A 24,196-nucleotide genomic window follows, 5' to 3' on the forward strand; every position below is an offset into this window, starting at 1 on the left:
GTTTAGGAAAGGTTAACAACGCTGACCGAAGCGGGGCTTGTTGCCTTTGGCTGAAAAACTGCGGTATCAGCAGCCAAAAGAACACGGATCACCCCATATGCCGGATACTGGCCCTTCTTTCACCGTAAAACTGGCCGAGACCGAAGCCGACCTGCAAGCAGCTCAACGCCTGCGCTATGACGTCTTCGTGCGTGAGTTGGGGGGCGGCGGAGAGATGGTTGATCACGATGCTGGCCTCGAGAAAGACCGTTTCGACCCGTATTTCGATCATATGTTGGCCTATGATGATCACACCGGCGAAATTATTGGCGTCTACAGGATGTTACCGGGCGAACGTGCTGCGGAACTGGGACAATTCTATTCCGAAGATGAATATGACCTGACCGTTCTCAAGAACAGTGGGCGCAAACTGCTGGAGTTGGGACGGTCGTGCCTACACCCCGACTACCGTGGGGGTACGGCAATGTACCACCTGTGGAACGGTTTGGCCGCTTATGTAGCGGAACGTGACATTGAGGTGCTGTTCGGCGTTGCGAGTTTTCACGGAACAGACGTGGCCACATTGGCGCAGCCCTTGTCGATGCTTCACCACAACCATCTGGCTCCGCCAGAGTTGCGCGTACGGGCGCAGCCCGATGTTTTTCAGTCGATGGACCTTGTGAAACCAGAGGCTTTGGACCGCCGCGCCGCCATGGTTCAGGTGCCAGCATTGATCAAAGCCTACCTTCGCTTGGGTGGTTTCGTGGGCGAGGGCGCCTTTATCGACCACACCTTCAACACAACGGATGTGTGCCTGATCCTCGACACGACGCGCATGAATGAACGGCAGCGTCGAATTTATGGCGGGGCGTGACGCTGTGAACGACCCGCTCTGGAATAGTGAAGACGCGCCCGATCCGATCGAGCTGGGCGTTACCGGATGGGTTCTGGTCATTCTGCGCGGAGTCCCGCTGGCGGCCCTTGTCTTTGGTGGCCTGATCATCCTTCTGGCCGTTCGCCTGATCGAGTATCCGATTTTCGGCGTCCGGCGACCTGTGACGCCGTTCATCACACAGTTTGTCTGCCGCAACGCGTTTCGAATTCTTGGCATCGGGTTCCGCACATCAGGCGCGCTGATGAAAGAGAGGGGGGCGGTGGTGGCAAACCACACGTCCTGGCTGGATATCTTTGCTCTGAACGCGCGCAAGCGGATCTATTTTGTCTCCAAGGCAGAAGTTGCCAAATGGCCCGGTATCGGCTGGCTGGCCCGTGCGACCGGGACACTGTTTATCGAACGGGATCGCAAGAAAGCCAAGGAACAAACCAAGCTGTTTGAAACCCGCCTGAAAGTGGGTCACAAACTGTTGTTTTTCCCCGAAGGCACCTCAACCGACGGGCTTCGCATTTTACCTTTCAAAACAACGCTTTTCGCCGCGTTCTTTGCAGATGAGTTGCGTGATTTCATGTATATCCAACCCGTTTCTGTGGTGTTTCACGCGCCCATAGGCCAGCCAAAACGCTTTTATGGCTGGTGGGGGGATATGGAGTTCGGGCCACATTTGCTGAAGACCCTTGGCGCACGTCGGCAAGGAACGGTTGAACTAATCTATCATGCGCCAGCGCGGGTCAGCGACTTTGAAAACCGAAAGGCTCTGGCCGCCCATTGTGAAGACGCCGTCAGGCATGCGCACGCATTGGCGCAGCTTGAAAAATAGGGGCGATTGGCCCTTGCGTAGCGCGCAAACCTGCCTTATACGCGCGCCATTCAAACCCGCAGGCGGGGTTTGGCCTTTTTGAGGGAGACATCCTCATCAAGACCGCCGGTTGGAGCGTCCGCTTCTTTCACCCCCGCCCAGGCGTAAACCGGAAAAGGAAAATTGCATGGCTCTTCCCGAGTTCACCATGCGTCAGCTGCTGGAAGCTGGCGTTCACTTTGGTCACCAGACACAGCGTTGGAACCCCCGCATGGGCCCGTTCATCTACGGCTCGCGCAATGGTATCCACATCATGGACCTGACCCAGACCGTTCCGATGCTGGATCATGCTCTGCAGGCTGTTCGTGACACCGTCGCAAAAGGTGGCCGCATTCTGTTCGTTGGTACCAAGCGCCAGGCCGCTGGCCCGATCGCTGAAGCGGCCGAAAAGTCGGCTCAGTACTATATGAACCACCGCTGGCTGGGCGGCACGCTGACCAACTGGAAAACCGTTTCCCAGTCTATCAACCGTCTGAACCAGATCGACGAAGCCATGGAATCGGGCGCAGAAGGCCTGACCAAGAAAGAGCGTCTGGGCATGGAACGTGACCAGGGCAAACTTCAGGCGTCGCTGGGTGGTATCCGCGAAATGGGCGGCGTTCCGGACCTGCTGTTCGTCATCGACGTCAAGAAAGAAGCACTGGCCATCGCAGAAGCCAACAAACTGGGTATCCCGGTTGTGGCTGTTGTCGACACCAACTGCTCGCCCGATGGCGTTGACTACATCATTCCCGGCAACGACGACGCAGCTCGCGCAATCGCTCTGTACTGCGATCTGGCCGCACGCGCCGCTCTGGACGGTATGACCGCGCAGATGGGCGCAGCAGGCGTAGATCTGGGCGCATTCGAAGAAGCTCCGGTTGAAGAAGCTCTTGCGGAAGAAGCCGCAGAAGCCCCTGCCGAAGCGTAAGCTGCCCGTCACGTAAATGACATATGGGGCAGGGTATGACCTGCCCCAATTCCGTTTGAATTGAGGAGAGCCAAAAGATGGCAATCACAGCAGCAATGGTTAAAGAACTGCGCGACTCGACCGGCGCAGGCATGATGGACGCAAAAAAAGCGCTGACCGAAACCGGCGGCAACATGGACGACGCCGTTGACTGGCTGCGTACCAAAGGCCTGGCCAAAGCGGCCAAGAAATCAGGCCGTACCGCAGCAGAAGGTCTGGTTGCTGTTCACGTCAACGGTAGCAACGGTGTTGCTGTCGAAGTGAACTCGGAAACCGATTTCGTTGCGAAAAACGCTGAGTTCCAGGAAATGGTCAGCAAGATTGCAAACGCTGCTGAAGGTGTGGACAACATCGAAGCACTACTGACCGCTGATCTGGGCGGAAAAAGCGTTGCCGACACGCTGACCGACAAGATCGCCACCATTGGCGAAAACATGTCGGTGCGCCGCATGGCCAAACTGTCGGGTGAAACAGTTGTGTCTTATGTGCACAACGCTGCGACCAACGGCATGGGCAAAATCGGTGTGCTGGTTGCACTGTCGGGTGGTGATGAAGCTATCGGCAAGCAGGTTGCGATGCACATCGCCGCTGTGAACCCGGCCGCCCTGTCTGAGGCCGACATGGACCCGGCAATTGTCGAGAAAGAAAAGCAGGTTCAGATGGACATCGCCCGCGAATCCGGCAAGCCGGAGCAGGTGATCGAAAAGATGATCGATGGTCGCATGAAGAAATTCGTCGCCGAATCGACATTGCTGAGCCAGCAATTCGTTGTGAACCCTGATCTGACCGTTGAAGCCGCTGCAAAAGAAGCCGGCGCAACCATCACCGGCTTTGTTCGCCTGGAAGTCGGCGAAGGCATCGTTGTGGAAAAAGAAGACTTCGCTGCCGAAGTCGCAAAAGCCGCTCAGGGCTAAAGAAAGGCTCCGACAGGGGCCTTGCTGAACAAAGTGAAAGGGTTACGCGTCGCGTAGCCCTTTTTTGTTGGTGGCACATCAGAGAATTGGCAAAGAAGTGAAGGATTGGAGGGCCCCGCATGATGGGGATGGTCGAGGCCCCCCAAAATTCCGACACAGGTACGCGGACGAATAGGCGCCCCCTTGTCAGAGTGATTGGAGAGCTTTGAAATCGCAAAGATCCAACCGAATGTTCCCTGGCTAAAGCCACCACTCACGGAACACTCTCACTTTGCAACTTTTAGGTTTGATTTGAAAAGTAGTGATTTCCTTACCTAGGGTAAACTGACGCGGGATGGCGTCATAAAAACACTCCTAAACTTCCATAATGAACATCTGATTATGCAAAGATGCCTTCAAAACAGCCTGAGCCGTCGTTTCAACCGACAACGCCTCACGGGCGAGTCGAAGATGCTTTTCGACAGTTGCCGCTGTCAGGCCCATCAGCAAGGCTATGTCCTGCGTGGTTTTGCCGTCACCAACCCATTGCAACGCCTCGCGCTGACGCTTTGTCAGGGCCCGGTTCGGTGGGTTGAAAGGCAATGTCAGGATCTTCAGATGCGCAACGTTGTTCATCAAAAGAATGTCTTCGCCATGCTCTTGCCAGATCGCGTCAATGTCTTCCTGGCTCATCCCTTCCTTGGCGGATAGGGAAATCGCCCCTTTCGAGCGCACAGAGACCGAGTTGAAGCTGATGGTGTAACCAGAAACGACGCCCATGGACTTGTTGAACTCGAAAACCTCACGCTCTTTATCGGTCATCGACCCGCGAGAGTGCATGTCCAGCAACATTTTCCAGCTGGCGGCACCTTCATTGTCCAGCGCCCATTTCAACATGGGGGCGTGAAAATACAAACCGTCCTTGATGAAGCCATCCACATAGGCACGGTTATGGTTAGTCAGAATGACAAAGTCCTCTGGATCACCCAGTGAGGTTGCCGTCCTGTATTGCGTGTGGCCGTAGATAAGACGATCGAACCCGAATTCCGCCATCTGTCGGCAATGCGCATCCCACAGGTCTTCCAGGGTCTTGGCATAGCTGACAAACCGCAGATAATCCCTGAGGGTCATGCCGTGCCACCTGCTTTCAAATGTGCGGCCAGCGCGTCCAGAGCAAGAACATAGCTTTGGGCACCAAAGCCACAGATCTGACCCAGAGCAACAGGCGCGATATAGGACTTGTGACGGAATGCTTCCCTTGCATGGATGTTGGATAGGTGAACTTCGACAACCGGCAGTTCAACTGACGCGATGGCATCCATCAACGCAACCGACGTGTGTGTGAACGCCCCCGCATTGATCACAAGGCCATCCTGCACACCGCGTGCGCCGTGGATCGCATCAATTAACACACCCTCATGGTTGGATTGCAGATGCGAGACTTCAAGGCCAATGGACGCGCCATGGCGCTGGCACTCCTCCTCGATCATCTTCAGAGTGGTGCTGCCGTAAACCTCGGGCTGCCGTGTGCCAAGCAGGTTGAGGTTTGGGCCATTCAATACCAAAACGTTGTGCATGTCTTCACGATCCCCATTAATGGTACATAGACGCCTAAAGGTTGGGTTGTCTACCTGCCTTTGCCGGATCGAGTACAGTCGAAAAACCGGTGTGCGAAGCGGGTCGCTATTTTGTTCAGGGCTTCAACTTTCCGCCATGGTGACAACGATTTTTCCCAGAACGGAACGTTGTGACAATTGTTCAAGCGCCTCGTGCGCGCGGGCAAGCGGGAACCGCGCGCTAATTCGCGGTTTGATTTTGCCGGCTGTGTAAAGATCGAACAGGTTCTTGACGTTGTCAGCATGGCCGATTGGGTCGCGGAAAACTGACGCGCCCCAAAACACACCAACGATCTGACATCCTTTCAAAAGGGCCAAATTCAAGGGAATCCGCGGAATGCCCGCTGGAAAACCGACGACAAGGTAACGACCTTTCCAGGCCATGCTGCGCAGGGACGGTTCGGCCAGCGTACCGCCAACAGCGTCGTAGACGATGTCTACGCCGTCAAGACCGGCAAGTTTCTTAACTTCGGCTGAGAAGGCTTTTTGCGCATCCTTGTCCATGTCGCGCGGGTAAATCACCACGTCATCGGCACCGATCTGGCTACAGAATTCGGCCTTTTCAGGTGATGAAACGGCTGCGATCACCCTGGCACCCATGGCTTTGCCCAGTTCAATGGCGGCTGACCCCACACCTCCGGCGGCACCCAGTACCAACAGGGTTTCACCGGGTTGAATCTCCGCCCGATCCTTCAACGCGTGGTAGGACGTGCCGTAGGTGAAAATGAAACAGGCGGCATCTTCATAGGGCATCGCATCAGGAATTCGGATTGCAGTGTCCGCCTTGAGTGTGACATGGGTCGAAAACCCACCATGCCCGGTTAGGGCCAAAACACGGTCGCCTGGCTTAAATCCATTGACGCCTTCGCCCACAGCCAGAACTTCACCCGCAATTTCACCGCCCGGAGCAAAGGGCCGTGGCGGCTTCATCTGGTACAGATCGCGGATAATCAACGTGTCCGGAAAATTCACGCCCGCTGCTTTCACACCGATCAAAAGTTGGCCTTTGCCCGGCTGCGGATCTGGTAGGGTCGTAAGCTCCAGGGTTTCGGGACCGCCCGGTGCGACGCTGAGTAATGCTTGCATACCGCCTCTGATCTGCCTGTACTTTGTGTCGAGGAAGTTTTGGTGCAGCATGGTTTTTTGTCAACGCTACGGTCCAACGCCTGCCGCGACGGCAAGAGGAACGCAATTTGTATCACAATGAACTGGTGACAAAGAAACTGAGGAGCACAAAATGACCCCCGACACCCTCTTTTCGCTTCACGGCAAAACCGCTTTGGTAACAGGTGGGGCGACAGGTATTGGCCGCATGGCAGCCGAGGCGCTGGTTCGTGCGGGCGCGCGCGTGCTCATTGCCTCAAGAAAAGGAGACGCCTGTGCCACGGTCGCCGCAGAACTGAACGCGCTGGACGCGCCGGGCAGCGCCGAAGGCTTTGCCGGTGACATTGGCAGCGCAGCCGGTATAGGCAAGCTGGTCTCTGACATTCAGGCGCGTACGGACAAACTAGACATCTTGATGAACAATTCGGGGGTGTCCTGGGGTGCTCCCATGGGGCAGTTTCCCTACGATGCTTGGGAAAAGGTCATGTCTGTCAACGTGACAGGGATATTCGAACTGACCCAGCGGCTTTTGCCAATGCTAATGAAATCAGGCACCGCCGAAGACCCGGCGCGCATTGTCAATGTGGGGTCAGTCATGGGTGAAGTCCCAATGGGCGATGGGGCCTACAGCTATTCGGCCTCAAAGGCTGCTGTTTTGCACCTGACCAAGGTCTTGGCCAAGGAACTTTCGCCGCACCACATTACGGTTAACGCACTCGCTCCGGGGCCGTTTGTGTCGCGCATGACTGCCTTTGCGACAGCCGATGAGGATATCAGAGAACGGGTTGGCAAGTCTGTACCTCTGGGTCGCGTCGGACGGGACGAGGATATTGCAGGCTGTATGTTGTTCCTGTGCGGTCGCGGCGGCAGCTATGTGACAGGCGCAGTGATCCCGGTTTCGGGTGGGATCAACGTGGTGACCGCCGGAAACATCTTTGCCGAGGCCCTGTGACGGGAAGACAGCCGATGAAAACCGAAACCAATCTGGATCTGGCGGCGGTAGATGCGTATCTGAGCGCGCATCTTTCCGGCTACAACGGGCCATTGGAGGCGAGGAAATTTGATGTCGGGCAATCCAACCCGACGTTTGAGTTACGCACACCAGAGAAGGAATACGTACTGCGCCGAAAGCCCGCCGGCGTATTGCTGAAATCGGCACATGCCGTTGATCGCGAATTTCGGGTTCAAAGCGCCCTTGCCGGAAGCGAGGTTCCGGTGCCCAAGATGTATCTGCTGTGTGAAGACGACAGCGTCATCGGCTCGGCCTTCTATGTGATGGAACGCTTGCAGGGCAGGGTGTTTCCGGACCCAACGCTGCCCAAAGAAAGCAACGAAACCCGCGCCGCCATCATTGACGAAATGAACAGAGTTCTTGCCCAATTGCACATGGTGGATATCGATGCCGTTGGCCTGTCTGACTATGGGCCGATTGGCAACTATTACGAGCGTCAGATCGCGCGCTGGACCAAGCAATACCGCGCGTCCGAGACCTCGGCCATTGCGGATATGGATGCGCTGGCTTCAGCGCTCGAGACCTCGGTACCGGCCGATGACGGGCAGCGCACGCTGGTGCATGGGGATTACCGCATCGACAACCTGATGTTTGCGCCGAACCGGGCGGAATGTATCGGGGTGCTGGATTGGGAACTGTCGACGATCGGTCACCCTTATGCGGATCTGGCCGCAGTAATCATGCAATGGCAGTTGCCGCCGGGAAAACAGGGCCGGGGGCTGGCGGGTGTGGATCGATACAGCCTGGGCCTGCCCAGCGATGAGGCATTCATTGCCCAATACTGCAAACGTCGAGGCCTGGATGGCATAGACAATTTCGGCTTTTATCTCGGCTTCAATTTCTTTCGCATGGCAGGCATCCTACAGGGTGTCTACAAACGCGCGCTGGATGGGAATGCGTCAGACCCCGACCGCGCAAAGGCTTTTGGCGCATATGTTCCTATATTCGCCCAGCACGGCCTGAAAGCACTTGAGTCCACATTAGAGTGACGACCTATCAAGCTGTTTTTATGTCACTATCTTGCCTTGAAAGTTCAACCTCAAGATTTGGCAGACTGTTCTTTCCAAAAAACAGCTCAGCCCCGGTGAACATGCTGGGAACCCCAAACACACCTCGCCGAACCGACGACTTGGTCATCTCTTTCAGTTTCAGTTTAACGTCGGGGCTCGCCATGGCTTCGCGAATTTTGCGAACGGGCAAGTCGTTTTCATGCAGGATATCCGTTAGGACACCGATCTCGTCCGCCTTCTGACCATGTACCCATATCGCATCAAAAACCGCGTTTATATATCTGACTTCCCAAGGTTTTCCATTGGCAAAACACGCGCCGCGCATGGCAAGTTTTGTGTTGATCGGAAAATGCGGGCTCATATGAAAGCTCAACCCACGACGGCGGGCAAACCGGTGCAGATCATGCGTCAAATAGGCTGTCTTTTGGCGGTTTTCGGAATACGCCTGAAATGGGCTTTGGTTATGCGTCGCCTTGAACACCGCAGGCAGCAGGACAGGAACATAAGTAATGCTTGCGTCATAGCGCTCGGCAAGATCGGGGAGCATCTTATGGGCGAGAAACGCGTTCGGGCTGCAAAAATCGTAAATGAAGTCTATGGTCTGCGTCATGGGGTTCCTCCCTTTCGGTTCCTTGAAATCTTGTTCATTGAACTTCAGGCGAATCTGCGTCGAAATCAGTCTAACATTCCATTGTGAGGCACGCTGATGAAGCCCGTTCACGAATTTCTCTGCAACACGCAACTTTTTGCTGCTATTTCAGGTCACAAGCTCAAACAGTCGCAGTTTAGTACCTCACGGAAGTTCCCAAATGTCCCACAGGCAATCCATGTTTGATCAAACCCGGCTGGATCGGCTTAGCCATTGGATGGAAAACTATGTTGAGCAGCGCAAATATGCCGGATCATCCTTTTTGCTGCGCCACAAAGGGAGTGAGGCCTTTTTTCATGCCTGTGGTGTCAGCAGCCTCGAGACTGGCCGGCCCTTCCAACGCGACACGTTGGTGCGCATTTATTCCATGACCAAACCGGTCACATCGGTCGCGTTGATGACATTGGTCGAACGCGGGCTTGTTCACCTGAACGTGCCTGTGTCTGAGTTTCTGCCTGAATTCAAAGATATGCAGGCGCTGGTCCCGGGGGCGGAGAAACTGGATCAGACCGAAGCTGCACCGCCTCCCACTCTGCATCAGTTACTGACGCATACCAGTGGGCTAAGCTATCCGTTCAACTCCGGGCTTTTGCCCCAAGCGATGGATGAACAGGACCTTATTTTCAAACCTAATCAGGGACTTCTGGAACACCTTGTGCGCGATCTGGCAGGGCTGCCACTGGCGTTCCGACCCGGTGCACGCTGGGAATACTCGGTCGGGATTGACGTGCTGGGTCGAGTGATCGAGGTGGTCTCGGGCCAGTCATTGGAGCAGTTCTTTCGAAGCGAAATCCTTGAGCCGCTGGACATGCGCGAAACAGGTTTTTCCGCACCCGCTGGGGCAGGGGATCGTTTCGCATCGCTCTATACCCCATTGGCTGGCGACGCGATGGCGCTGAATTCCGCGGATCACGGTAGCGAAAGCCTGAGACTGTTCGATTCCCACATAGAATCCCCGTTCGAAAACACGACGACCTTTTCCGGCGGTGGCGGTCTGATTTCGACAATCGATGATTATGCCAAATTCGCGGACATGCTTCGAAATCGGGGGGCCGGGAACGGGTACCGCATACTTGGCCCGAAAACCGTCGATTTCATGATGCGCAATCACCTTCCCGGGGACATTGCTTCAATGGGTCCGCAGAGTTTCGCAGAGCAACCGATGGAAGGAATGGGCTTTGGGCTAGCCGGTGCGGTTGTTCTGAATCCCGGTCTGGTAAGGGTTCCCGGCTCTTTCGGGGATTTCAGCTGGGGTGGAATGGCGTCGACCTATTTCTGGATTGACTGGCAGAATGACCTGACGGCGATTTTCTTTACCCAACTGTCCCCCTCAAGTTCGTACCCATCCCGCGCCGAACTCAAGGCACTGGTTCATGCGGCCATGATTGAATGATTTCCTCTGTACTGATACCCGGTGCCGGACGACACAACTTGCGAGCAGACGATGACCGAAGCGGAACGTATCTTACTGGATCTTCTGGATATTGAACGGCTTGAGATCGATCTGTTTCGCGGGACAGGGTCGGGCGGTGAAACCCCCACACGCATCTTTGGCGGACAGGTCATCGCGCAAGCGCTCGCTGCGGCGTATCGGACTGTTGAAGAACGGTTGTGCCATTCGCTACACGCCTATTTCATTCGCCCGGGAGATCCAGAGAAACCCGTTATTTATCAAGTTGATCGCGCGCGAGACGGAGGTTCGTTCACAACCCGCCGTGTGGTTGCGATTCAGCATGGAAAGCAAATCCTGAACATGTCGGCATCCTTTCATGTCCGGGACGAAGGTTGGGACCATCAGCATCCGATGCCCGTCGTGAACGCACCGGAAGCGTACCCGTCCCGATCTGAATTGCGTAAAACATACGTTGAACGTGTTCCCGAAAGGTTGAGGGGCGAATTGCTGCGCGAGCGCCCGATAGAGGTTCGGGAAGTCGATCACCTGGATCCATTCACACCGAAAGTCTCTGACGATCGAAACCAGACTTGGTTCCGTATGCCTGCAGCCGCTTCCGTTGACGCCAGAACGCAGCACTTACTGCTGGCTTATGCGTCTGACATGAACCTGATGTCCTCTGGATTGCGGCCACACGGTCTGAGCTGGTTTAGCGGAGAGTTCAACGGCGCAAGTCTGGACCACGCGCTATGGTTTCACGCACCGGTAAATTTTCAGAACTGGCATCTGTACGTAATGGACTCGCCGTGGACGGGGCAGGGACGCAGTTTTAACCGTGGATCGATCTATTCCGAGGACGGTACCCTTGTTGCATCTGTCGCACAGGAAGGATTGATGCGCAGAATTCGCGCACGACCTTAAGTATTGCCAATAAACCTTTGATTTAACTTCTGCATTCCGCTAAGCCACCGATCGTAATCAGCCGCTTTGAATTGCAAATAATCAGCGACTTGTGGATGAGGCAGAATCAAAAACCGTTCATTTCGAATAGCTTGCACACAGGATTCAGCCACATCTCTGGGCTCAAGCATCCCATCAATCGAAGCTACTGAGATTTCATGGCCTTCGGTCATTTTCGAACGTACCGCCTGCGGACACAGGACCGAGACTTTCAATCCTTCAGCGCCATATGTCAGCGAAAGCCATTCGGCAAATCCTACAGCCGCGTGTTTGGTAACCCCATATGGGGCTGCACCAGGTTGGTTCAGCAAACCTGCCGCAGACGCAGTTATCATTATATATCCGCCGCCGCGACGAACCATGCGTGGAACCAGATGGCGAGCAGTCCAGACATGGGACATGACATTGATCTTCCAGATCCGATCCCAATCTTCGTCCGCAACATCGAGACCGCCAAGCGTCAGAATTCCGGCATTTGCGCAAAACAGGTCAATTGGACCGACAGTTTCTTCAACAAAATCAATCAGAGCCTTGATCTGCGCTTCGCTGGAAACGTCGCAGGGATACGCCTGACCACCAATTTGCTCTGCGACCAAATTTGCGCCAGCGATGTCGACATCCGAGCAGATTACACGTGCACCTTCTTGGGAAAACCGTTCTGCAAGACCACGACCAATACCTTGGGCAGCGCCGGTGACAACGACAGTTTTGTTCTTAAGCTCCATGCGTATTCCGGACAGGTTCGTTACAGTGTTTTCAATGTGTTGGCTTGCCTTCCGTATTACAAGTATTACGTTTTTACCATAATACCGATTACACGCTAATTGAAAGTAGCGGAGATATACTCAGATTCCACTGCAATCAGTCATCAGACCAATGCGATCAACACAGGTCTGATGCGATTTATCCCAACGCGTAACCTGCACCGCGGACTGTTCGAACCGGATCATCCCCGCCGTGTTGCGTTAAGGCTTTGCGCAGTCGTCCAATGTGAACATCAACGGTACGCGTATCGACATAGATGTCGCGTCCCCAGACCCGATCCAGCAATTGTTCACGGCTCCAGACCCTGCCCGGCTTTTCCATGAACGTGCTAAGAAGCCGGAATTCGGTTGGACCAAGTTTCAAGGGCTTGCTGTCACGGCTGACCTTGTGGGTTTCCGAATCCAGAATGATGTCATCGTACTCCAGTCGCAAGCCAACAGTTGCAGGTCGGACGCGGCGCAGTTGTGTTCGGACACGCGCCATCAGTTCGACGATCGAATATGGTTTGACCACATAATCGTCGGCACCAGTTTCCAGCCCGCGAACCTTGTCTACCTCTTCTGATCTGGCCGACAGCATTATTATCGGGATCGAACGTGTGTCCGGACGGCTTTTGAGCCGGCGGCAAACCTCAATCCCGCTTAGGTTGGGCATCATCCAGTCCAGAACAATGATATCCGGGCAGTCTTCGTCGACCAGCAGCATAGCTTCGTCACCGTTGGCCGCCTTTGAGACGCGAAAACCTTCGGCTTCAAGGTTGTAGGCCAGCACCTCGCGTTGGGCCAACTCATCCTCGACCACCAGAACCGTCGGTTGATCTGCGGACATCTCAAGCCTCTCCTACGCTGTTTGCGACGTTATATCGGCCTTGGGCCGAGCCTCGGTCGGGCGGTCGCCTGTAACCAGATACACCACCTGCTCGGCAATCGAGGTTACATGGTCGCCCATACGCTCGATGTTCTTGGCGATGAAATGCAGGTGCATACAGGCCGAAATATTGCGCGGATCCTCGGCCATAAAGGTCAGGAATTCGCGGAACAGGCCGTTATACATCTGGTCGACCTCTTCATCGCGGTTGATGACGTCGGTGGCCAGTTCCGCGTCGCGCTGAATATAGGCGTCCAACGCGTCGCGCAGCATACGTTCAACTTCGCGCGCCATGCGGCGTAAGGCAGCTGCGCTGCCGCTGATCTCGCCCGCATTGGCCAGAACGGTCGTACGCTTGGCGATGTTCTTCGCGTAATCGCCAATCCGCTCAAGATTGCCGGATACTTTCAGGACCGAAAGAACCAGTCGCAGGTCACTGGCCGTGGGCGCGCGCAACGCAATCAGACGCGCGGTTTCCTCGTCGATCAGGTCTTCCAACGCGTCGATGGCCTTGTCACCTTGTCGTACTTCCTGGGCCAGCTCAACGTCACGGCTTTCAAGCGAGCGCGCCGCGCCCATGATAGCGGCCTCAACCAGACCGCCCATCTTCATGATATGCGCCTGGATTGTTTCGAGGTCGCGGTCAAAAGCAGATGCAATATGTTGTTCGCTCATTGTTTGATACCTGTGCTTAGCCGATACGGCCTGTAATGTAGCTTTCCGTGCGCGGATCGACCGGATTGGTAAAAATCTGACCGGTTTCACCGAATTCCACCAGATTACCCAGGTGGAAAAAGGCCGTTTTCTGACTGACGCGCGCGGCCTGCTGCATCGAGTGTGTGACGATCACAACCGAATATCGGGAACGCAATTCGTCGATCAACTCTTCGACCTGTGCGGTTGCAATCGGGTCCAGCGCCGAGCACGGCTCGTCCATCAACAGGACCTCCGGTTCGGTTGCCACGGCGCGGGCGATACACAAACGTTGCTGTTGCCCCCCTGACAAACCCGTGCCAGGCGCATCCAGACGGTCCTTGACCTCATCCCAGATTGCGCCTCGACGCAGGGATTTCTCAACGATCTCATCCAGTTCCGCCTTATTCTTGGCCAAGCCGTGGATGCGCGGACCATAGGCCACGTTGTCGTAGATCGACTTGGGGAACGGGTTCGGTTTTTGGAACACCATGCCGACTTTGGCGCGCAACTGAACGGGGTCGACCCGCTTGTCATAAATGTCTTCGCCGTCCAACAGGATATCACCTTCGACACGGCAGATATCGATGGTGTCGTTCATCCGGTTCAGACACCGCAGGAAGGTCGATTTTCCACAACCCGAAGGGCCGATAAAGGCCGTGACGGTCTTGTCTTCGATCTCAACACTCACGTCCTTGATGGCGTGGGTATCACCGTAATAAACCTGAACCTTCTTCGCGTTGATCTTGATGTCTTTGGAGTCCACGGTTCTCTCCACTCGTGTCATGTCGTTCATTATTGCCCCCATTTACCAGCGGCGTTCAAAGCGGCGGCGCAGGATGATAGCGATGATATTCATGGTCAGCAGGAACATCAAAAGGATGATGATTCCGCCCCAGGCCTTTTCGTAAAACCCGACATCAGCGCGTGCGGCCCAAGTGTAAATCTGGGCGGGCATTGCCGAGTTTGGCTCGGTAAAGCCGGCAAGGAACCCGTCGGGATATCCCCGCGCCACAAAGCCTACCATGCCGATCAGCAACAACGGTGCAGTTTCACCCAAGGCTTGTGCCAGACCGATGATGGTGCCGGTCAGAATGCCTGGTGCGGCCAAAGGCAGTACGTGGTGGAACACAGCCTGCATTTTCGAGGCCCCTACCCCCAACGCTGCATCACGGATCGACGGCGGAACCGCTTTCAGCGAGGCGCGGGTCGAGATGATGATCGTCGGCAATGTCATGAGGGTCAGAACCAGACCTCCAACCAGCGGCGCCGATTGTGGCAGGTGCATGAACTGGATGAACACGGCCAGACCCAGAATACCGAACACAATCGACGGCACGGCTGCAAGGTTCGAGATGTTCACTTCAATCAGGTCGGTGAACCTGTTCTGTGGAGCGAATTCTTCAAGATAGATCGACGCTGCCACACCAATGGGCAGCGACAGGCCCAAAACCACCAGCATCATGAAAAACGACCCAATGACCGAGGCGCCGATGCCGGCACCGCCCGGGTTGTCAACGCCAGAATCCGCGCCGGTGATGAACGGCCAGTTGAAAGCCTGCTTGATGATGCCCGCCTGTTCCAGCGCATCAACCAGATCCAGATCGCTTAGCTGTAGAAACCGGCTGTCCTGCAAGGAGTCACGGGACACGCGGCCTTTGAAATACCCGTCGACCCGGCTGGAGGCGGCCAGATCAAACTTGACCGGATCACCCAGCTTGCCGGGGTTATCGGCATAGTAAGTTCGGATTGTACCGCCGATTTTACCAAGAAGACGTTCGATCGCCTCTTCGTCGAAATCAACGCTGATCCCTTGGTCTTCCAGTTCCTTGCTCAGCTGAGCGATGAACAGGTTGGAATAGGCCTTGGTCTTGAACAACGTACCTTCCGCCTCGTCTCGCTGCGCAGCGGACAAGGTGAAATCCACGCTGACAACAGTGCGCTGAAAGGCCGGAATACCCTGCGACAGGATTGAGGCGAACAGAACGATCAGGAAGAACAGGCCCGTTGCAATAGCGACAATCCCGTAGGCCCGAAATCGTTTCTCTGCATTTGCACGTTTTTTGGTATGTGCATCCGCTACAGTCAGAGAGACAGAGCGATGACCTGTTTCAGGGCTTTGCATACTGGCGTCGGTCATTCGTATTGCTCCCGATACTTACGCACGATGTAGAGGGCAAAGATGTTCAGCCCAAGCGTGAGGGTGAAAAGGGTCATGCCCAGTGCAAAGGCCACAAGCGCCTCGGGCGATGCGAAATCCGCGTCTCCGGTTAGCTGGCTCACGATTTTTGCGGTGACCGTCGTCATGGCTTCAAACGGGTTCAGGCTCAGCCGTGCTGCCGCCCCTGCCCCAAGAACCACGATCATAGTCTCACCGATGGCGCGCGATGCGGCCAGCAGGATCGCCCCCACGATACCCGGAAGCGCAGCTGGCAGAACGACCTGACGGATGGTTTCCGATTGCGTTGCGCCCAATCCGTAAGAACCGTCGCGCATGGCCTGCGGCACCGCATTGATGATGTCATCGGACAAAGAGGACACAAACGGGATCAGCATGATGCCCATGACCAACCCAGCGGTCATGACTGCCGTGCCAGCTTTCATCCAGCCAAGCCCGTCATCCCCGAACAGGCCAAGCAAAAGCGGACCAACGGTCAGCAGCGCAAAAAGGCCGTAAACGATGGTCGGAATGCCGGCCAGAATCTCGAGCAGCGGTTTTGCGACGGCGCGGACACGGGGGGAGGCGTATTCGCTGAGGTAAATCGCGGCGAACAACCCGATCGGGACGGCCACCAGCAGCGCAACGAGCGAGATATAGAATGTCCCCCACAACAAGGGAATAATACCAAGCTCAGACGACCCGCCGCGTCCCGAAAAACTGGGGGCCCATGTCGTGCCGAAAAAGAAATCGGTAGCAGGGTAGAGCTTGAAGAATTCCCAAGTATTGAAAACCAGAGACAGGACGATCCCGACAGTGGTCAGAATTGCGATGGATGCGGCCGCCAGCAACAGAAAACGCACGCCCTGCTCGACCACATTACGCGCGCGGTATTCTGCGTGAGTTTGAAACCAGCTGACCGCAGCACCGGCGAGTGCCGTCAGTATGACGGCGACAGTCATGACCGAATAGCCGGTCGCATTCATGATCCGATAACTTTGCGCCGCGCGCAGCACAGGTTGCGTGATATCCGACGTCACCACCTGCCCGGCATCCTTCAGACGCTGGGTGATGTCGATTACATCCGCGCGCGCGTTGCGCGCCAGTTCCTCGGGTATCTGCCCGGCGGCAACCGCGTTATCCAGACCGTAAGCGGTGCGACGGACCTCGGCCATGACCAGATTTAGGGACGAGCCGTCTTGGATGGCGGGACCCGAGATCGTTTCAGAAACCTGAGAGTTCACGTAAAGCGGTTGTACCAGCAACCAGAGGATCATAAGGCCGAATGCGGGTACGATCGTCTTGAGAGCGACATTTGCGCCATAATACGACGGCAGCGAGTGCAAAGCCCGGATATCTCCTGTGGCGCTTTGCAGGGCGCGTGTGCGCCCCAACACGTAACCGACTGAAGCAATCGCAAGCACGATCAGAACGAGCCATACTATCGGCATGAAACCCCCATTTGGTCTTGGCCGGGAAAGCTGAAAAATGTGGGGGCGACATAAATGCCGCCCCCGGTATTTCGAACCAAAGGCGGGATTAGCTGCCCGAACCCATGGTGACTTCGTTGGCGATTGCATCCTGAGTTTTTGCCAGCTCAGGGTCCGCAACCAGACCATAGTTTGCCAGAGGACCCGAAGCACCTGCGATTTCGTCGTGGGTAAAGAACTGGGCATATTCTTTCAGGCCGGGGATCACGCCGATATGGGCTTTCTTCACGTAGAAGAACAGCGGGCGCGAAACCGGATATTCACCGGTCGAGATGGTTTCGGTCGAAGGAGCGATACCCGACATGGTGGCCACTTTCAGCTTGTCGGTGTTGTTCTCGTAGAACGCCAGGCCGAAGATGCCGATGCCATTGGGGTTGGTGTCGATACGCGCCAGCGTTTCGGTGTAGTCACCATCGATGTCGACCGCCTTGCCGTCGGTACGTACAGCCAGACATGCATCTTCTGCGTCGTCTTCGCTCATACCGCCAGCAATCATGGCTTCCATCGCGCCGGTTGCTTCACACCCGATCAGCAGAACTTTTTCTTCGAACACTTCACGGGTGCCGTGTTTTGTACCCGGAATAAAGCCCGCGATTTCTACATCAGGCAGTTCGGGGTTGAATTCAGCCCAGGTGGTATAAGGGTTATCAACCACTTCACCGTCTTTCAGAACTTTCGCGCCCAAAGCGTTAAAGATGTCGGCAGGTTCAAAAGCGGTGAAGGCAGGACCGGTCTGCTGGCTTGCAAAAACGATGCCATCATAACCAATGCGGACTTCCATGATGTCAGTCACACCGTTTTCGGCGCAGGCTTTGATTTCTTTTTCACGGATCGCGCGCGATGCGTTTGCGATGTCGATGGTGTTTTCACCAACACCCTCACAGAAACGCTTCAGACCAGCTGACGAACCGCCGGATTCAACAACCGGGGTCGGGAAGTCGGTGTTCTCACCAAACAGTTCCGCAACGATCGAGGCATATGGAAGAACGGTCGACGAACCGGCAACCTGAACGTTGTCACGGGCAGCAGCGGTGGTTGCCGAGACGGTGGCGATTGCCAGCGCAGAAGCCGACAGTTTTACAAAGGACATTTCAGTCTCCTTGAAAAGGTATGATTGATCACCCCCATGATGATCCTGCGTGCACCCCTAGGGGCCGTGCGTAAGCCTTTTGTGACAAGTGTGTAACGCTTTTATGACAACCTCCGTTTATCCGGAGATTTCGGGTCAAAAAATCGTAACGAGGCAGATTTTGAAGGGCGGTAATGCGGGAAGGGCTACCGTGGTAAGATGACCGTAAAGACGGAACCTTTTCCCAACTCACTTTCCACGCGCAACCGTCCGCGGTGGCGATTGACGATGTGCTTGACGATGGCCAGCCCCAGCCCCGTTCCACCCAACTGCCGGGATCTGTGATTGTCGGCGCGATAGAATCGCTCGGTCAGACGTGGCAAATGCACGGAATCAATTCCTGGCCCCTTGTCGATGACCTTCACCCGCACCCCAGGTCCACGCATCGCCGCGTCACGCTCTGATGACAGAACGCTGACTGTGACGCTGCCACCGCTGGCACCGTATTTGATTCCGTTTTCGATCAGGTTGGTGAATACCTGCCGTAACTGATCGCTGTCTCCGGTCACGGAAAGTGGGCCGTCCTGTGCGTCAAGCGTTAGCGTCACACCCGCCTCTTCCGCCAGGGGGCGCAACGAGTTCAGGGTGGATTGCAGCAGCCCTGTCAGCTCCAGCTGTTGATTTGGGCGTACTCTTTCTTCGCTTTCCACGCGGTTCAGGGACAAAAGATCGCCAACCAGCCGGTTCATCCTGTTGGCTTCATCAGCCATGATTTGCAGGAACCGGTCACGCGCAGCCGGATCGTTGCGTGCAGGGCCGCGCAGGGTTTCAATGAAGCCCATCAGTGCCGTCAAAGGCGTCCGCAATTCGTGACTGACATTGGCAACAAAGTCGCGGCGCATCTGACTTGCCTGTTCCAGATGCGTGACATCTTGAAAAGTGGTCAGAACGGCCCCGCCCGACACGGCTCCGACCCCGTTCATATACCGGCATTGCACATCAAATGTTGTGTCCTGTGCACCATCATTGGAAAGATGACGCGCCGTCTTAGTTCCCTTCGATTGAAGGCTTTGTTCAATTGCTTCAAGAACCTGTGGCTGCCGCAGGATGGTCGCAAAATGCCGCCCCACGATATTCTGCCCCAAAAGGGTTTTCGCATCCGTATTGGCGGCAACGATCCGTTCGGTCTGATCCACCATCAGCGCGGGCATAGGGATGGCCTGGACAAATCCATCAAGAAGGTCATCTGACATGCTTCAAACCCCGATCAATCCACGCGCCTTATTGAGCAGCTCTCAGGGTGTCACGAAACCTGCGCATGTTTTCCTGATAGTGCAGCGCGCTTAGGGTAATCCGTTTTGCTGCGACCTCGTCCAGCTGGCGTACCACTTTGCCCGGAGCCCCCATCACAAGGGAATTATCCGGAATCTCCTTGCCTTCCGTGATCAGGGCCCCTGCCCCGATCAGGCAATTCCGGCCGATCCGGGCACCATTCAGAACAATCGCGCCCATTCCGATCAGAGTATTTTCTCCGATCGTACACCCGTGCAGCATCACTTTGTGTCCGATGGTGCAATTCGAACCGATCGACAAAGGATACCCGGCATCGATATGCATGACGCAGTTTTCCTGAACGTTGCTGCCTGCACCAACGCGGATTTCCTCGTGATCTGCGCGTATCGTGCAGCCGAACCAAACCGAGGCGCCCTGTTCCAGCACGACCTTGCCGATCAGGTTGGCATCGGGCGCAACCCACGTGTCCTCGTGAATATCCGGCATGTGCTCACCTAAAGCGTAGATCGTCATGACAGCCCCTCGAATTCGTTTTGAAGTTTGCGCACGTGCTGTTGCAGATTTGGCTGTTGAATACGGCGCATCCGTTCGGCGCTGACGATGGTCTTCAGCTTCTTTTCGGTCGCCTCAAGATCGTCATTGATCAGGACATAATCGTAATAGCCCCAGTGGCTGATCTCGTCCCAGCTTTTGAGCATCCGCCTTGCGATAACTTCATCGCTATCCTGTCCACGCGATTCCAGACGGCGGCGCAGTTCAGGGATCGACGGCGGCAGGATGAAGATCGACAGCGCGTGTTTACCCAGATCCGAATTGCGGATCTGAACCTCACCTTGCCAGTCCACGTCGAACAGAACGTCCTTGCCCGCGTGAATCGAGCTACGCACCGGATCAGCGGGTGAGCCGTAGAAATTGCCGAAAACATGCGCATGTTCCAGCATCTGGCCATTGGCGACCTTCTGCTTGAACTCGTCTTCTGAAAGAAAATAGTAATCCCGCCCATGTTCTTCTCCCGGACGCGGGGCGCGGGTTGTGGCCGAGACCGAAAACTCAAGGTCCTTGTCCCAGTCCATCAGCCGCTTTGCCAGGGTGGATTTGCCTGCCCCGGACGGGGAAGACAGGATGATTAAAAGGCCTCGGCGATCCGCCATATCAGTCGTTCCTATCTTTATTCTACGTTTTGCACTTGTTCGCGCATCTGATCGATCACCGCCTTCAGTTCCAGCCCGACAGCCGTTAGTTCCGTACTCTGAGCCTTGGAACACAGCGTGTTGGTTTCGCGGTTGAACTCTTGCATCAGGAAATCAAGCTTGCGTCCGACAGCCCCTTCCTGCCCAAGCAACTCTCGCGCTGCGGCCACATGTGCAGACAGGCGGTCGATCTCTTCGGTAATGTCGGCTTTGACCGCGATCAAAGCCAGTTCCTGCGCGACGCGATCCGGGTCCGCGCCCTGCGCGTTGTCCAGTACGTGCACCAGATTGTCCCGCAATGTCGCGGCCATCTTGTCCTTACGATGCACGGCCAGATCAGCTGCCTGAGCTGTCAGCGCCGCAACCTGATCCAACTGAGTGTTCAGCACAGTAGCCAACGCTTCGCCCTCGGCCCGGCGCATTTCGACAAAAGCGGCCAACAGGTCGTTGAAATCTTCGGTCAGGCGCGCAACCAGCGGAGCGGGATCATCCGCATCTGCGGTTGCATCCAACATGCCTTTCAGTGCCAATAGGTCCGAGGCGCGCGCCGGCTCCAGAGCAATACCGCGCGCAGCTGCCATCTTATGTGTTTGTTCCAAAGCGCTCAGGGCAGCGGCCATAGCGACCTCGTTCAATGCCAGTTCCGAGGCAGAGTCCTCGCGGGTCAGACGCATTGAAAGGGTCACATTCCCTCGGCTCAGGGATTTTGACAGCGCGGCCCGAAGGGCCACCTCAAGCCCGGTCAGCCAATCAGGGACGCGCAGGCGCATATCAAGGCCTTTGCCGTTGACACTGCGCAACTCCCACGTCCAGTTGTGCGGTCCGTATTCCCCCTTCCCCGAGGCAAACCCGGTCATGGATCTGATCATGACTGTCCTTTCCTGTGACCTCACCCATTTGGATGTGTGCCGCACCTAATGCTATTGGCCGGTGCAGAGCAAGAGTTTGCTGAGGCCGCATTTGTTTGGCGTAAGTTAACCATTCGTTAAAGAATTGCTCCAAAATTGAATAAACCCGAGTCAAACTACCCCTGGTAATGGCTTGCAGGCCACAAATGCTCCGGTTGTGTTGCATTTTATGAAAATGGCGGCCAATTGACGTAAGGGTGAAGAAAATGAAAACCTTTTTCGGGACTGGTTCCGGGTCAGAATTTGGAAAGATCGTCGCAATGGATCGCTTTGACAGTGGGCGCAGCCTTACGCCGATCCGCCAGGCCGAGGCGTATTGGACTGCATTGCTGAGCGGTGACGGTGTTCCGATGCGGTCTCAGGTCGACCCGCGTGGACTGGAAAACATACTTGAATATACTTTCATTCTTGAACGGATCGCGCCCGGCCTGGCCCGGTTTCGCCTTGCCGGAAGCCACTTGAACGCACTTGCGGGGATGGAGGTTCGTGGCATGCCTGTGACGGCCTTTTTTCAGCCCGATGACCGCGCCAGGATTAAGGATGTTCTGGAGCAGGTATTTGCAGCACCCGCCGTTGCCGAACTGGATCTGGATTCGAGCGGGATACTGGGGCGTACCCGGATGCAGGCCTGCATGATCCTTTTGCCGCTCAAAAGTGATCTGGGCGACGTCAGCCGGGTTCTGGGCGTCATGGTCGCGGATGGTGCGATTGGTAAAGCCCCACGCCGATTTTCGATTTCTGATACGCGGATCAAGTCATTTTCGGAAATTCAGATACCAACTCCTGCTGGGCCTCAAACCGTTGACGGTTTTGCCGAAGACCAAACGGATTTCAAACGCGCGGCCAAGCACCTTCGTCTGGTCGTGTCGCGCGATGACTGAACCAGTCTGAACACCCGGAACAAAAAAAACAGCGGACCGATGGCCCGCTGTTTTTCTCTTTTTAGACGCTTAAATTGCTGCGCGTTTTGATCCGTTGCGGCGCAGGTTGGTCAGTTCTTCCGCCACCAGAAACGCCAGTTCCAGCGACTGAGACGCGTTCAGGCGCGGGTCGCAAGCGGTGTGGTAACGATCCGACAAATCCTCTTCGGTCACGGCCCGCACACCACCGGTGCATTCGGTAACGTCCAGACCGGTCATCTCGAAATGGACACCGCCGGGGATCGTGCCCTCAGACTGATGCACGCCAAAGAAATCGCGTACCTCACGCAAGACAGAATCGAACGGACGGGTTTTGTAGCCCGTGGCCGATTTGATGGTGTTGCCGTGCATCGGGTCGCAGACCCAGGTGACCTTGGTGCCTTCTTCCTTCACGGCCTTGACCAGACGCGGAAGGTGTTCACCCGCCTTGCCTGCACCAAAGCGCGCGATCAGGGTCAGGCGGCCCTCTTCATTTTCAGGGTTCAGCTTCGACATGAGAACTTTGAGGTCTTCTGCCGTCGTCGTCGGACCACATTTCAAACCGATCGGGTTCAGAACGCCACGACAGAACTCGACATGTGCACCATCAGGCTGGCGTGTACGGTCGCCGATCCAGATCATGTGACCAGACCCGGCCAGCCAGTTGCCCGAGGTCGAATCCAGACGGGTCAGCGCCTCTTCATATTCCAGCAACAGACCTTCGTGACTGGTGTAGAATTCAACGGTCGAGAATTCGTGCGTCGTGTCTGCCGTGATGCCAGCTGCTTCCATGAAGTCGATGGTGTCCTGAATGCGGTCTGCCACCTCGGAGTACTTCTGAACGTCCTGTTCGTCGGTAAAGCCCAGCGTCCACGAATGAACACGGCTCATGTCGGCGAAGCCACCGGTTGAGAAGGCACGCAGCAGGTTCAACGTGGCCGCCGCCTGCGTGTAGGCCTGCAACATCTTTCCGGGATTCGGAATCCGCGCTTCGGGCGTGAACGCCAGTTCGTTGATGATGTCACCCCGGTAGCTGGGCAGTTCTACACCATCCACAACCTCGGTCGGGGCGCTGCGCGGCTTTGCAAATTGACCGGCCATGCGACCGACCTTCACCACGGGCACCTTGGCACCATAGGTCAGAACCATCGCCATTTGCAGCATCACCTTGAAGGTGTCACGGATCGCATCGGCGCTGAATTGTTCAAAGCTTTCAGCACAGTCCCCGCCCTGAAGCAGGAAGGCCTCGCCGCGACCGGCGGCACCAAGATGTTGCTTGAGGCGCCGCGCTTCACCGGCAAAGACCAGCGGGGGATACTGCGAAAGCTGGGCCTCGACCTTGGCCAATGCGGCCGCGTCGGTATAGTCTGGCATCTGAACCCGGGGCTTGTTGCGCCAGTTCGACTTTTGCCATTCGGTCATAGCTTTGATCTCCGCTGAAGTGTTCAGGTCGCCTCTATACAAAAAGCAATGAAGAGTGACCATATCCCATTTGCGCCTCTTGACGCCGCAAACAAGCTTTGATCATGGTGACTGCCAAATACG

General features: G+C 55.8%; 25 protein-coding genes. 9 read left to right on the forward strand and 16 right to left on the reverse strand.

Annotated features, from left to right (window positions below):
• Nucleotides 1–97: 97 nt before the first annotated feature.
• From olsB to tsf, 4 genes are all read left to right on the forward strand, one after another.
• Nucleotides 98–853: an L-ornithine N(alpha)-acyltransferase gene (gene olsB, locus ACR0BZ_RS04330; protein WP_480480957.1), complete on the forward strand. Its 756-nt coding sequence runs from the start codon at nt 98–100 to the stop codon at nt 851–853.
• A complete protein-coding gene (gene olsA / locus ACR0BZ_RS04335) occupies nt 819–1,694 on the forward strand; it encodes a lyso-ornithine lipid O-acyltransferase (protein WP_480919549.1) in 876 nt (291 codons plus the stop codon). The genes olsB and olsA overlap by 35 nt, the downstream gene beginning before the upstream one ends.
• Before the next feature lie 166 nt (nt 1,695–1,860).
• The gene (gene rpsB, locus ACR0BZ_RS04340) at nt 1,861–2,643 is read left to right on the forward strand and encodes a 30S ribosomal protein S2 (protein ID WP_480919550.1); all 783 of its coding nucleotides are present in this window, start codon (nt 1,861–1,863) and stop codon (nt 2,641–2,643) included.
• A 77-nt stretch (nt 2,644–2,720) separates the two neighbouring features.
• Nucleotides 2,721–3,596, forward strand: a complete 876-nt coding sequence (gene tsf / locus ACR0BZ_RS04345) for a translation elongation factor Ts (protein WP_480919551.1) — start codon at nt 2,721–2,723, stop codon at nt 3,594–3,596.
• Between the two features lie 354 nt (nt 3,597–3,950).
• Here tsf and ACR0BZ_RS04350 read toward each other — a convergent pair whose 3' ends face one another.
• The 3 genes from ACR0BZ_RS04350 to ACR0BZ_RS04360 form a co-directional block, all read right to left on the reverse strand.
• Nucleotides 3,951–4,706 carry an autoinducer binding domain-containing protein gene (locus ACR0BZ_RS04350; protein WP_480564792.1) on the reverse strand — a complete coding sequence of 252 codons (756 nt, stop codon included), beginning with the start codon at nt 4,704–4,706 and terminating at the stop codon, nt 3,951–3,953.
• Nucleotides 4,703–5,152 carry a type II 3-dehydroquinate dehydratase gene (gene aroQ, locus ACR0BZ_RS04355; RefSeq protein WP_480480949.1) on the reverse strand — a complete coding sequence of 150 codons (450 nt, stop codon included), beginning with the start codon at nt 5,150–5,152 and terminating at the stop codon, nt 4,703–4,705. The genes ACR0BZ_RS04350 and aroQ overlap by 4 nt, the downstream gene beginning before the upstream one ends.
• Nucleotides 5,153–5,275: 123 nt before the next feature.
• The gene (locus ACR0BZ_RS04360) at nt 5,276–6,277 is read right to left on the reverse strand and encodes an NADPH:quinone oxidoreductase family protein (RefSeq protein ID WP_480919552.1); all 1,002 of its coding nucleotides are present in this window, start codon (nt 6,275–6,277) and stop codon (nt 5,276–5,278) included.
• A gap of 151 nt (nt 6,278–6,428) precedes the next feature.
• On the opposite strand from ACR0BZ_RS04360, the gene ACR0BZ_RS04365 reads away from it, so the two are divergent.
• Complete coding sequence (locus ACR0BZ_RS04365) at nt 6,429–7,247, forward strand: SDR family oxidoreductase (protein ID WP_480537861.1); 819 nt, start codon at nt 6,429–6,431, stop codon at nt 7,245–7,247.
• A gap of 14 nt (nt 7,248–7,261) precedes the next feature.
• Entirely contained in the window at nt 7,262–8,296 is a 1,035-nt protein-coding gene (locus ACR0BZ_RS04370) for a phosphotransferase family protein (protein WP_480919553.1), read from the forward strand.
• Between the two features lie 7 nt (nt 8,297–8,303).
• Here the strand turns inward: ACR0BZ_RS04370 and ACR0BZ_RS04375 are convergent, their stop codons facing one another.
• Complete coding sequence (locus ACR0BZ_RS04375) at nt 8,304–9,038, reverse strand: DsbA family protein (RefSeq protein WP_480564780.1); 735 nt, start codon at nt 9,036–9,038, stop codon at nt 8,304–8,306.
• Between the two features lie 106 nt (nt 9,039–9,144).
• Between ACR0BZ_RS04375 and ACR0BZ_RS04380 the strand changes: the two genes are divergently transcribed.
• Nucleotides 9,145–10,359: a serine hydrolase domain-containing protein gene (locus tag ACR0BZ_RS04380; RefSeq protein WP_480919554.1), complete on the forward strand. Its 1,215-nt coding sequence runs from the start codon at nt 9,145–9,147 to the stop codon at nt 10,357–10,359.
• A gap of 51 nt (nt 10,360–10,410) precedes the next feature.
• Entirely contained in the window at nt 10,411–11,280 is an 870-nt protein-coding gene (locus tag ACR0BZ_RS04385) for an acyl-CoA thioesterase (protein ID WP_480564774.1), read from the forward strand.
• On the opposite strand, the gene ACR0BZ_RS04390 is transcribed toward ACR0BZ_RS04385, so the two are convergent.
• From ACR0BZ_RS04390 to ACR0BZ_RS04440, 11 genes are all read right to left on the reverse strand, one after another.
• Nucleotides 11,277–12,044: an SDR family oxidoreductase gene (locus tag ACR0BZ_RS04390; RefSeq protein WP_480564771.1), complete on the reverse strand. Its 768-nt coding sequence runs from the start codon at nt 12,042–12,044 to the stop codon at nt 11,277–11,279. The two genes, ACR0BZ_RS04385 and ACR0BZ_RS04390, sit on opposite strands and share 4 nt — an antisense overlap.
• Before the next feature lie 178 nt (nt 12,045–12,222).
• Nucleotides 12,223–12,912 carry a phosphate regulon transcriptional regulator PhoB gene (gene phoB, locus ACR0BZ_RS04395; RefSeq protein WP_480480935.1) on the reverse strand — a complete coding sequence of 230 codons (690 nt, stop codon included), beginning with the start codon at nt 12,910–12,912 and terminating at the stop codon, nt 12,223–12,225.
• A 12-nt stretch (nt 12,913–12,924) separates the two neighbouring features.
• The gene (gene phoU, locus ACR0BZ_RS04400) at nt 12,925–13,626 is read right to left on the reverse strand and encodes a phosphate signaling complex protein PhoU (RefSeq protein WP_267366515.1); all 702 of its coding nucleotides are present in this window, start codon (nt 13,624–13,626) and stop codon (nt 12,925–12,927) included.
• A gap of 16 nt (nt 13,627–13,642) precedes the next feature.
• Nucleotides 13,643–14,440 carry a phosphate ABC transporter ATP-binding protein PstB gene (pstB, locus tag ACR0BZ_RS04405; protein ID WP_480480931.1) on the reverse strand — a complete coding sequence of 266 codons (798 nt, stop codon included), beginning with the start codon at nt 14,438–14,440 and terminating at the stop codon, nt 13,643–13,645.
• A gap of 12 nt (nt 14,441–14,452) precedes the next feature.
• The gene (pstA, locus tag ACR0BZ_RS04410; RefSeq protein WP_480480929.1) at nt 14,453–15,784 is read right to left on the reverse strand and encodes a phosphate ABC transporter permease PstA; all 1,332 of its coding nucleotides are present in this window, start codon (nt 15,782–15,784) and stop codon (nt 14,453–14,455) included.
• Complete coding sequence (gene pstC / locus ACR0BZ_RS04415) at nt 15,781–17,253, reverse strand: phosphate ABC transporter permease subunit PstC (RefSeq protein WP_480919555.1); 1,473 nt, start codon at nt 17,251–17,253, stop codon at nt 15,781–15,783. Before pstC ends, pstA begins: the two co-directional genes overlap by 4 nt.
• 88 nt (nt 17,254–17,341) lie before the next feature.
• Complete coding sequence (locus tag ACR0BZ_RS04420) at nt 17,342–18,382, reverse strand: substrate-binding domain-containing protein (RefSeq protein WP_267365708.1); 1,041 nt, start codon at nt 18,380–18,382, stop codon at nt 17,342–17,344.
• 185 nt (nt 18,383–18,567) lie between these two features.
• Nucleotides 18,568–19,614: an ATP-binding protein gene (locus ACR0BZ_RS04425; RefSeq protein ID WP_480772696.1), complete on the reverse strand. Its 1,047-nt coding sequence runs from the start codon at nt 19,612–19,614 to the stop codon at nt 18,568–18,570.
• 28 nt (nt 19,615–19,642) lie between these two features.
• The gene (locus ACR0BZ_RS04430; RefSeq protein WP_480919556.1) at nt 19,643–20,167 is read right to left on the reverse strand and encodes a gamma carbonic anhydrase family protein; all 525 of its coding nucleotides are present in this window, start codon (nt 20,165–20,167) and stop codon (nt 19,643–19,645) included.
• Complete coding sequence (gene gmk, locus ACR0BZ_RS04435; protein ID WP_480584254.1) at nt 20,164–20,805, reverse strand: guanylate kinase; 642 nt, start codon at nt 20,803–20,805, stop codon at nt 20,164–20,166. Before gmk ends, ACR0BZ_RS04430 begins: the two co-directional genes overlap by 4 nt.
• A 17-nt stretch (nt 20,806–20,822) precedes the next feature.
• Nucleotides 20,823–21,713, reverse strand: coding sequence for a YicC/YloC family endoribonuclease (locus tag ACR0BZ_RS04440; protein ID WP_480919557.1), 891 nt, complete (start codon nt 21,711–21,713; stop codon nt 20,823–20,825).
• A gap of 245 nt (nt 21,714–21,958) precedes the next feature.
• On the opposite strand from ACR0BZ_RS04440, the gene ACR0BZ_RS04445 reads away from it, so the two are divergent.
• Nucleotides 21,959–22,633: a PAS domain-containing protein gene (locus tag ACR0BZ_RS04445; RefSeq protein WP_480919558.1), complete on the forward strand. Its 675-nt coding sequence runs from the start codon at nt 21,959–21,961 to the stop codon at nt 22,631–22,633.
• Nucleotides 22,634–22,702: 69 nt separating this feature from the next.
• On the opposite strand, the gene ACR0BZ_RS04450 is transcribed toward ACR0BZ_RS04445, so the two are convergent.
• The gene (locus ACR0BZ_RS04450) at nt 22,703–24,073 is read right to left on the reverse strand and encodes a class II 3-deoxy-7-phosphoheptulonate synthase (RefSeq protein WP_480919559.1); all 1,371 of its coding nucleotides are present in this window, start codon (nt 24,071–24,073) and stop codon (nt 22,703–22,705) included.
• Nucleotides 24,074–24,196: the final 123 nt, after the last annotated feature.

It is taken from the genome of Ruegeria sp. P8 (genome assembly GCF_056534665.1).

What these genes read in the sequence shown, in the direction of transcription:
- olsB (WP_480480957.1), top strand. Translation starts at nt 98, where the DNA reads ATGCCGGATACTGGCCCTTCTTTCACCGTAAAACTGGCCGAGACCGAA.
- olsA (WP_480919549.1), top strand. Translation starts at nt 819, where the DNA reads ATGAACGGCAGCGTCGAATTTATGGCGGGGCGTGACGCTGTGAACGAC.
- rpsB (WP_480919550.1), top strand. Translation starts at nt 1,861, where the DNA reads ATGGCTCTTCCCGAGTTCACCATGCGTCAGCTGCTGGAAGCTGGCGTT.
- tsf (WP_480919551.1), top strand. Translation starts at nt 2,721, where the DNA reads ATGGCAATCACAGCAGCAATGGTTAAAGAACTGCGCGACTCGACCGGC.
- ACR0BZ_RS04350 (WP_480564792.1), bottom strand. Translation starts at nt 4,706, where the DNA reads ATGACCCTCAGGGATTATCTGCGGTTTGTCAGCTATGCCAAGACCCTG.
- aroQ (WP_480480949.1), bottom strand. Translation starts at nt 5,152, where the DNA reads ATGCACAACGTTTTGGTATTGAATGGCCCAAACCTCAACCTGCTTGGC.
- ACR0BZ_RS04360 (WP_480919552.1), bottom strand. Translation starts at nt 6,277, where the DNA reads ATGCAAGCATTACTCAGCGTCGCACCGGGCGGTCCCGAAACCCTGGAG.
- ACR0BZ_RS04365 (WP_480537861.1), top strand. Translation starts at nt 6,429, where the DNA reads ATGACCCCCGACACCCTCTTTTCGCTTCACGGCAAAACCGCTTTGGTA.
- ACR0BZ_RS04370 (WP_480919553.1), top strand. Translation starts at nt 7,262, where the DNA reads ATGAAAACCGAAACCAATCTGGATCTGGCGGCGGTAGATGCGTATCTG.
- ACR0BZ_RS04380 (WP_480919554.1), top strand. Translation starts at nt 9,145, where the DNA reads ATGTTTGATCAAACCCGGCTGGATCGGCTTAGCCATTGGATGGAAAAC.
- ACR0BZ_RS04385 (WP_480564774.1), top strand. Translation starts at nt 10,411, where the DNA reads ATGACCGAAGCGGAACGTATCTTACTGGATCTTCTGGATATTGAACGG.
- ACR0BZ_RS04390 (WP_480564771.1), bottom strand. Translation starts at nt 12,044, where the DNA reads ATGGAGCTTAAGAACAAAACTGTCGTTGTCACCGGCGCTGCCCAAGGT.
- phoB (WP_480480935.1), bottom strand. Translation starts at nt 12,912, where the DNA reads ATGTCCGCAGATCAACCGACGGTTCTGGTGGTCGAGGATGAGTTGGCC.
- phoU (WP_267366515.1), bottom strand. Translation starts at nt 13,626, where the DNA reads ATGAGCGAACAACATATTGCATCTGCTTTTGACCGCGACCTCGAAACA.
- pstB (WP_480480931.1), bottom strand. Translation starts at nt 14,440, where the DNA reads ATGAACGACATGACACGAGTGGAGAGAACCGTGGACTCCAAAGACATC.
- pstA (WP_480480929.1), bottom strand. Translation starts at nt 15,784, where the DNA reads ATGACCGACGCCAGTATGCAAAGCCCTGAAACAGGTCATCGCTCTGTC.
- pstC (WP_480919555.1), bottom strand. Translation starts at nt 17,253, where the DNA reads ATGCCGATAGTATGGCTCGTTCTGATCGTGCTTGCGATTGCTTCAGTC.
- ACR0BZ_RS04420 (WP_267365708.1), bottom strand. Translation starts at nt 18,382, where the DNA reads ATGTCCTTTGTAAAACTGTCGGCTTCTGCGCTGGCAATCGCCACCGTC.
- ACR0BZ_RS04425 (WP_480772696.1), bottom strand. Translation starts at nt 19,614, where the DNA reads ATGTCAGATGACCTTCTTGATGGATTTGTCCAGGCCATCCCTATGCCC.
- ACR0BZ_RS04430 (WP_480919556.1), bottom strand. Translation starts at nt 20,167, where the DNA reads ATGACGATCTACGCTTTAGGTGAGCACATGCCGGATATTCACGAGGAC.
- gmk (WP_480584254.1), bottom strand. Translation starts at nt 20,805, where the DNA reads ATGGCGGATCGCCGAGGCCTTTTAATCATCCTGTCTTCCCCGTCCGGG.
- ACR0BZ_RS04440 (WP_480919557.1), bottom strand. Translation starts at nt 21,713, where the DNA reads ATGATCAGATCCATGACCGGGTTTGCCTCGGGGAAGGGGGAATACGGA.
- ACR0BZ_RS04445 (WP_480919558.1), top strand. Translation starts at nt 21,959, where the DNA reads ATGAAAACCTTTTTCGGGACTGGTTCCGGGTCAGAATTTGGAAAGATC.
- ACR0BZ_RS04450 (WP_480919559.1), bottom strand. Translation starts at nt 24,073, where the DNA reads ATGACCGAATGGCAAAAGTCGAACTGGCGCAACAAGCCCCGGGTTCAG.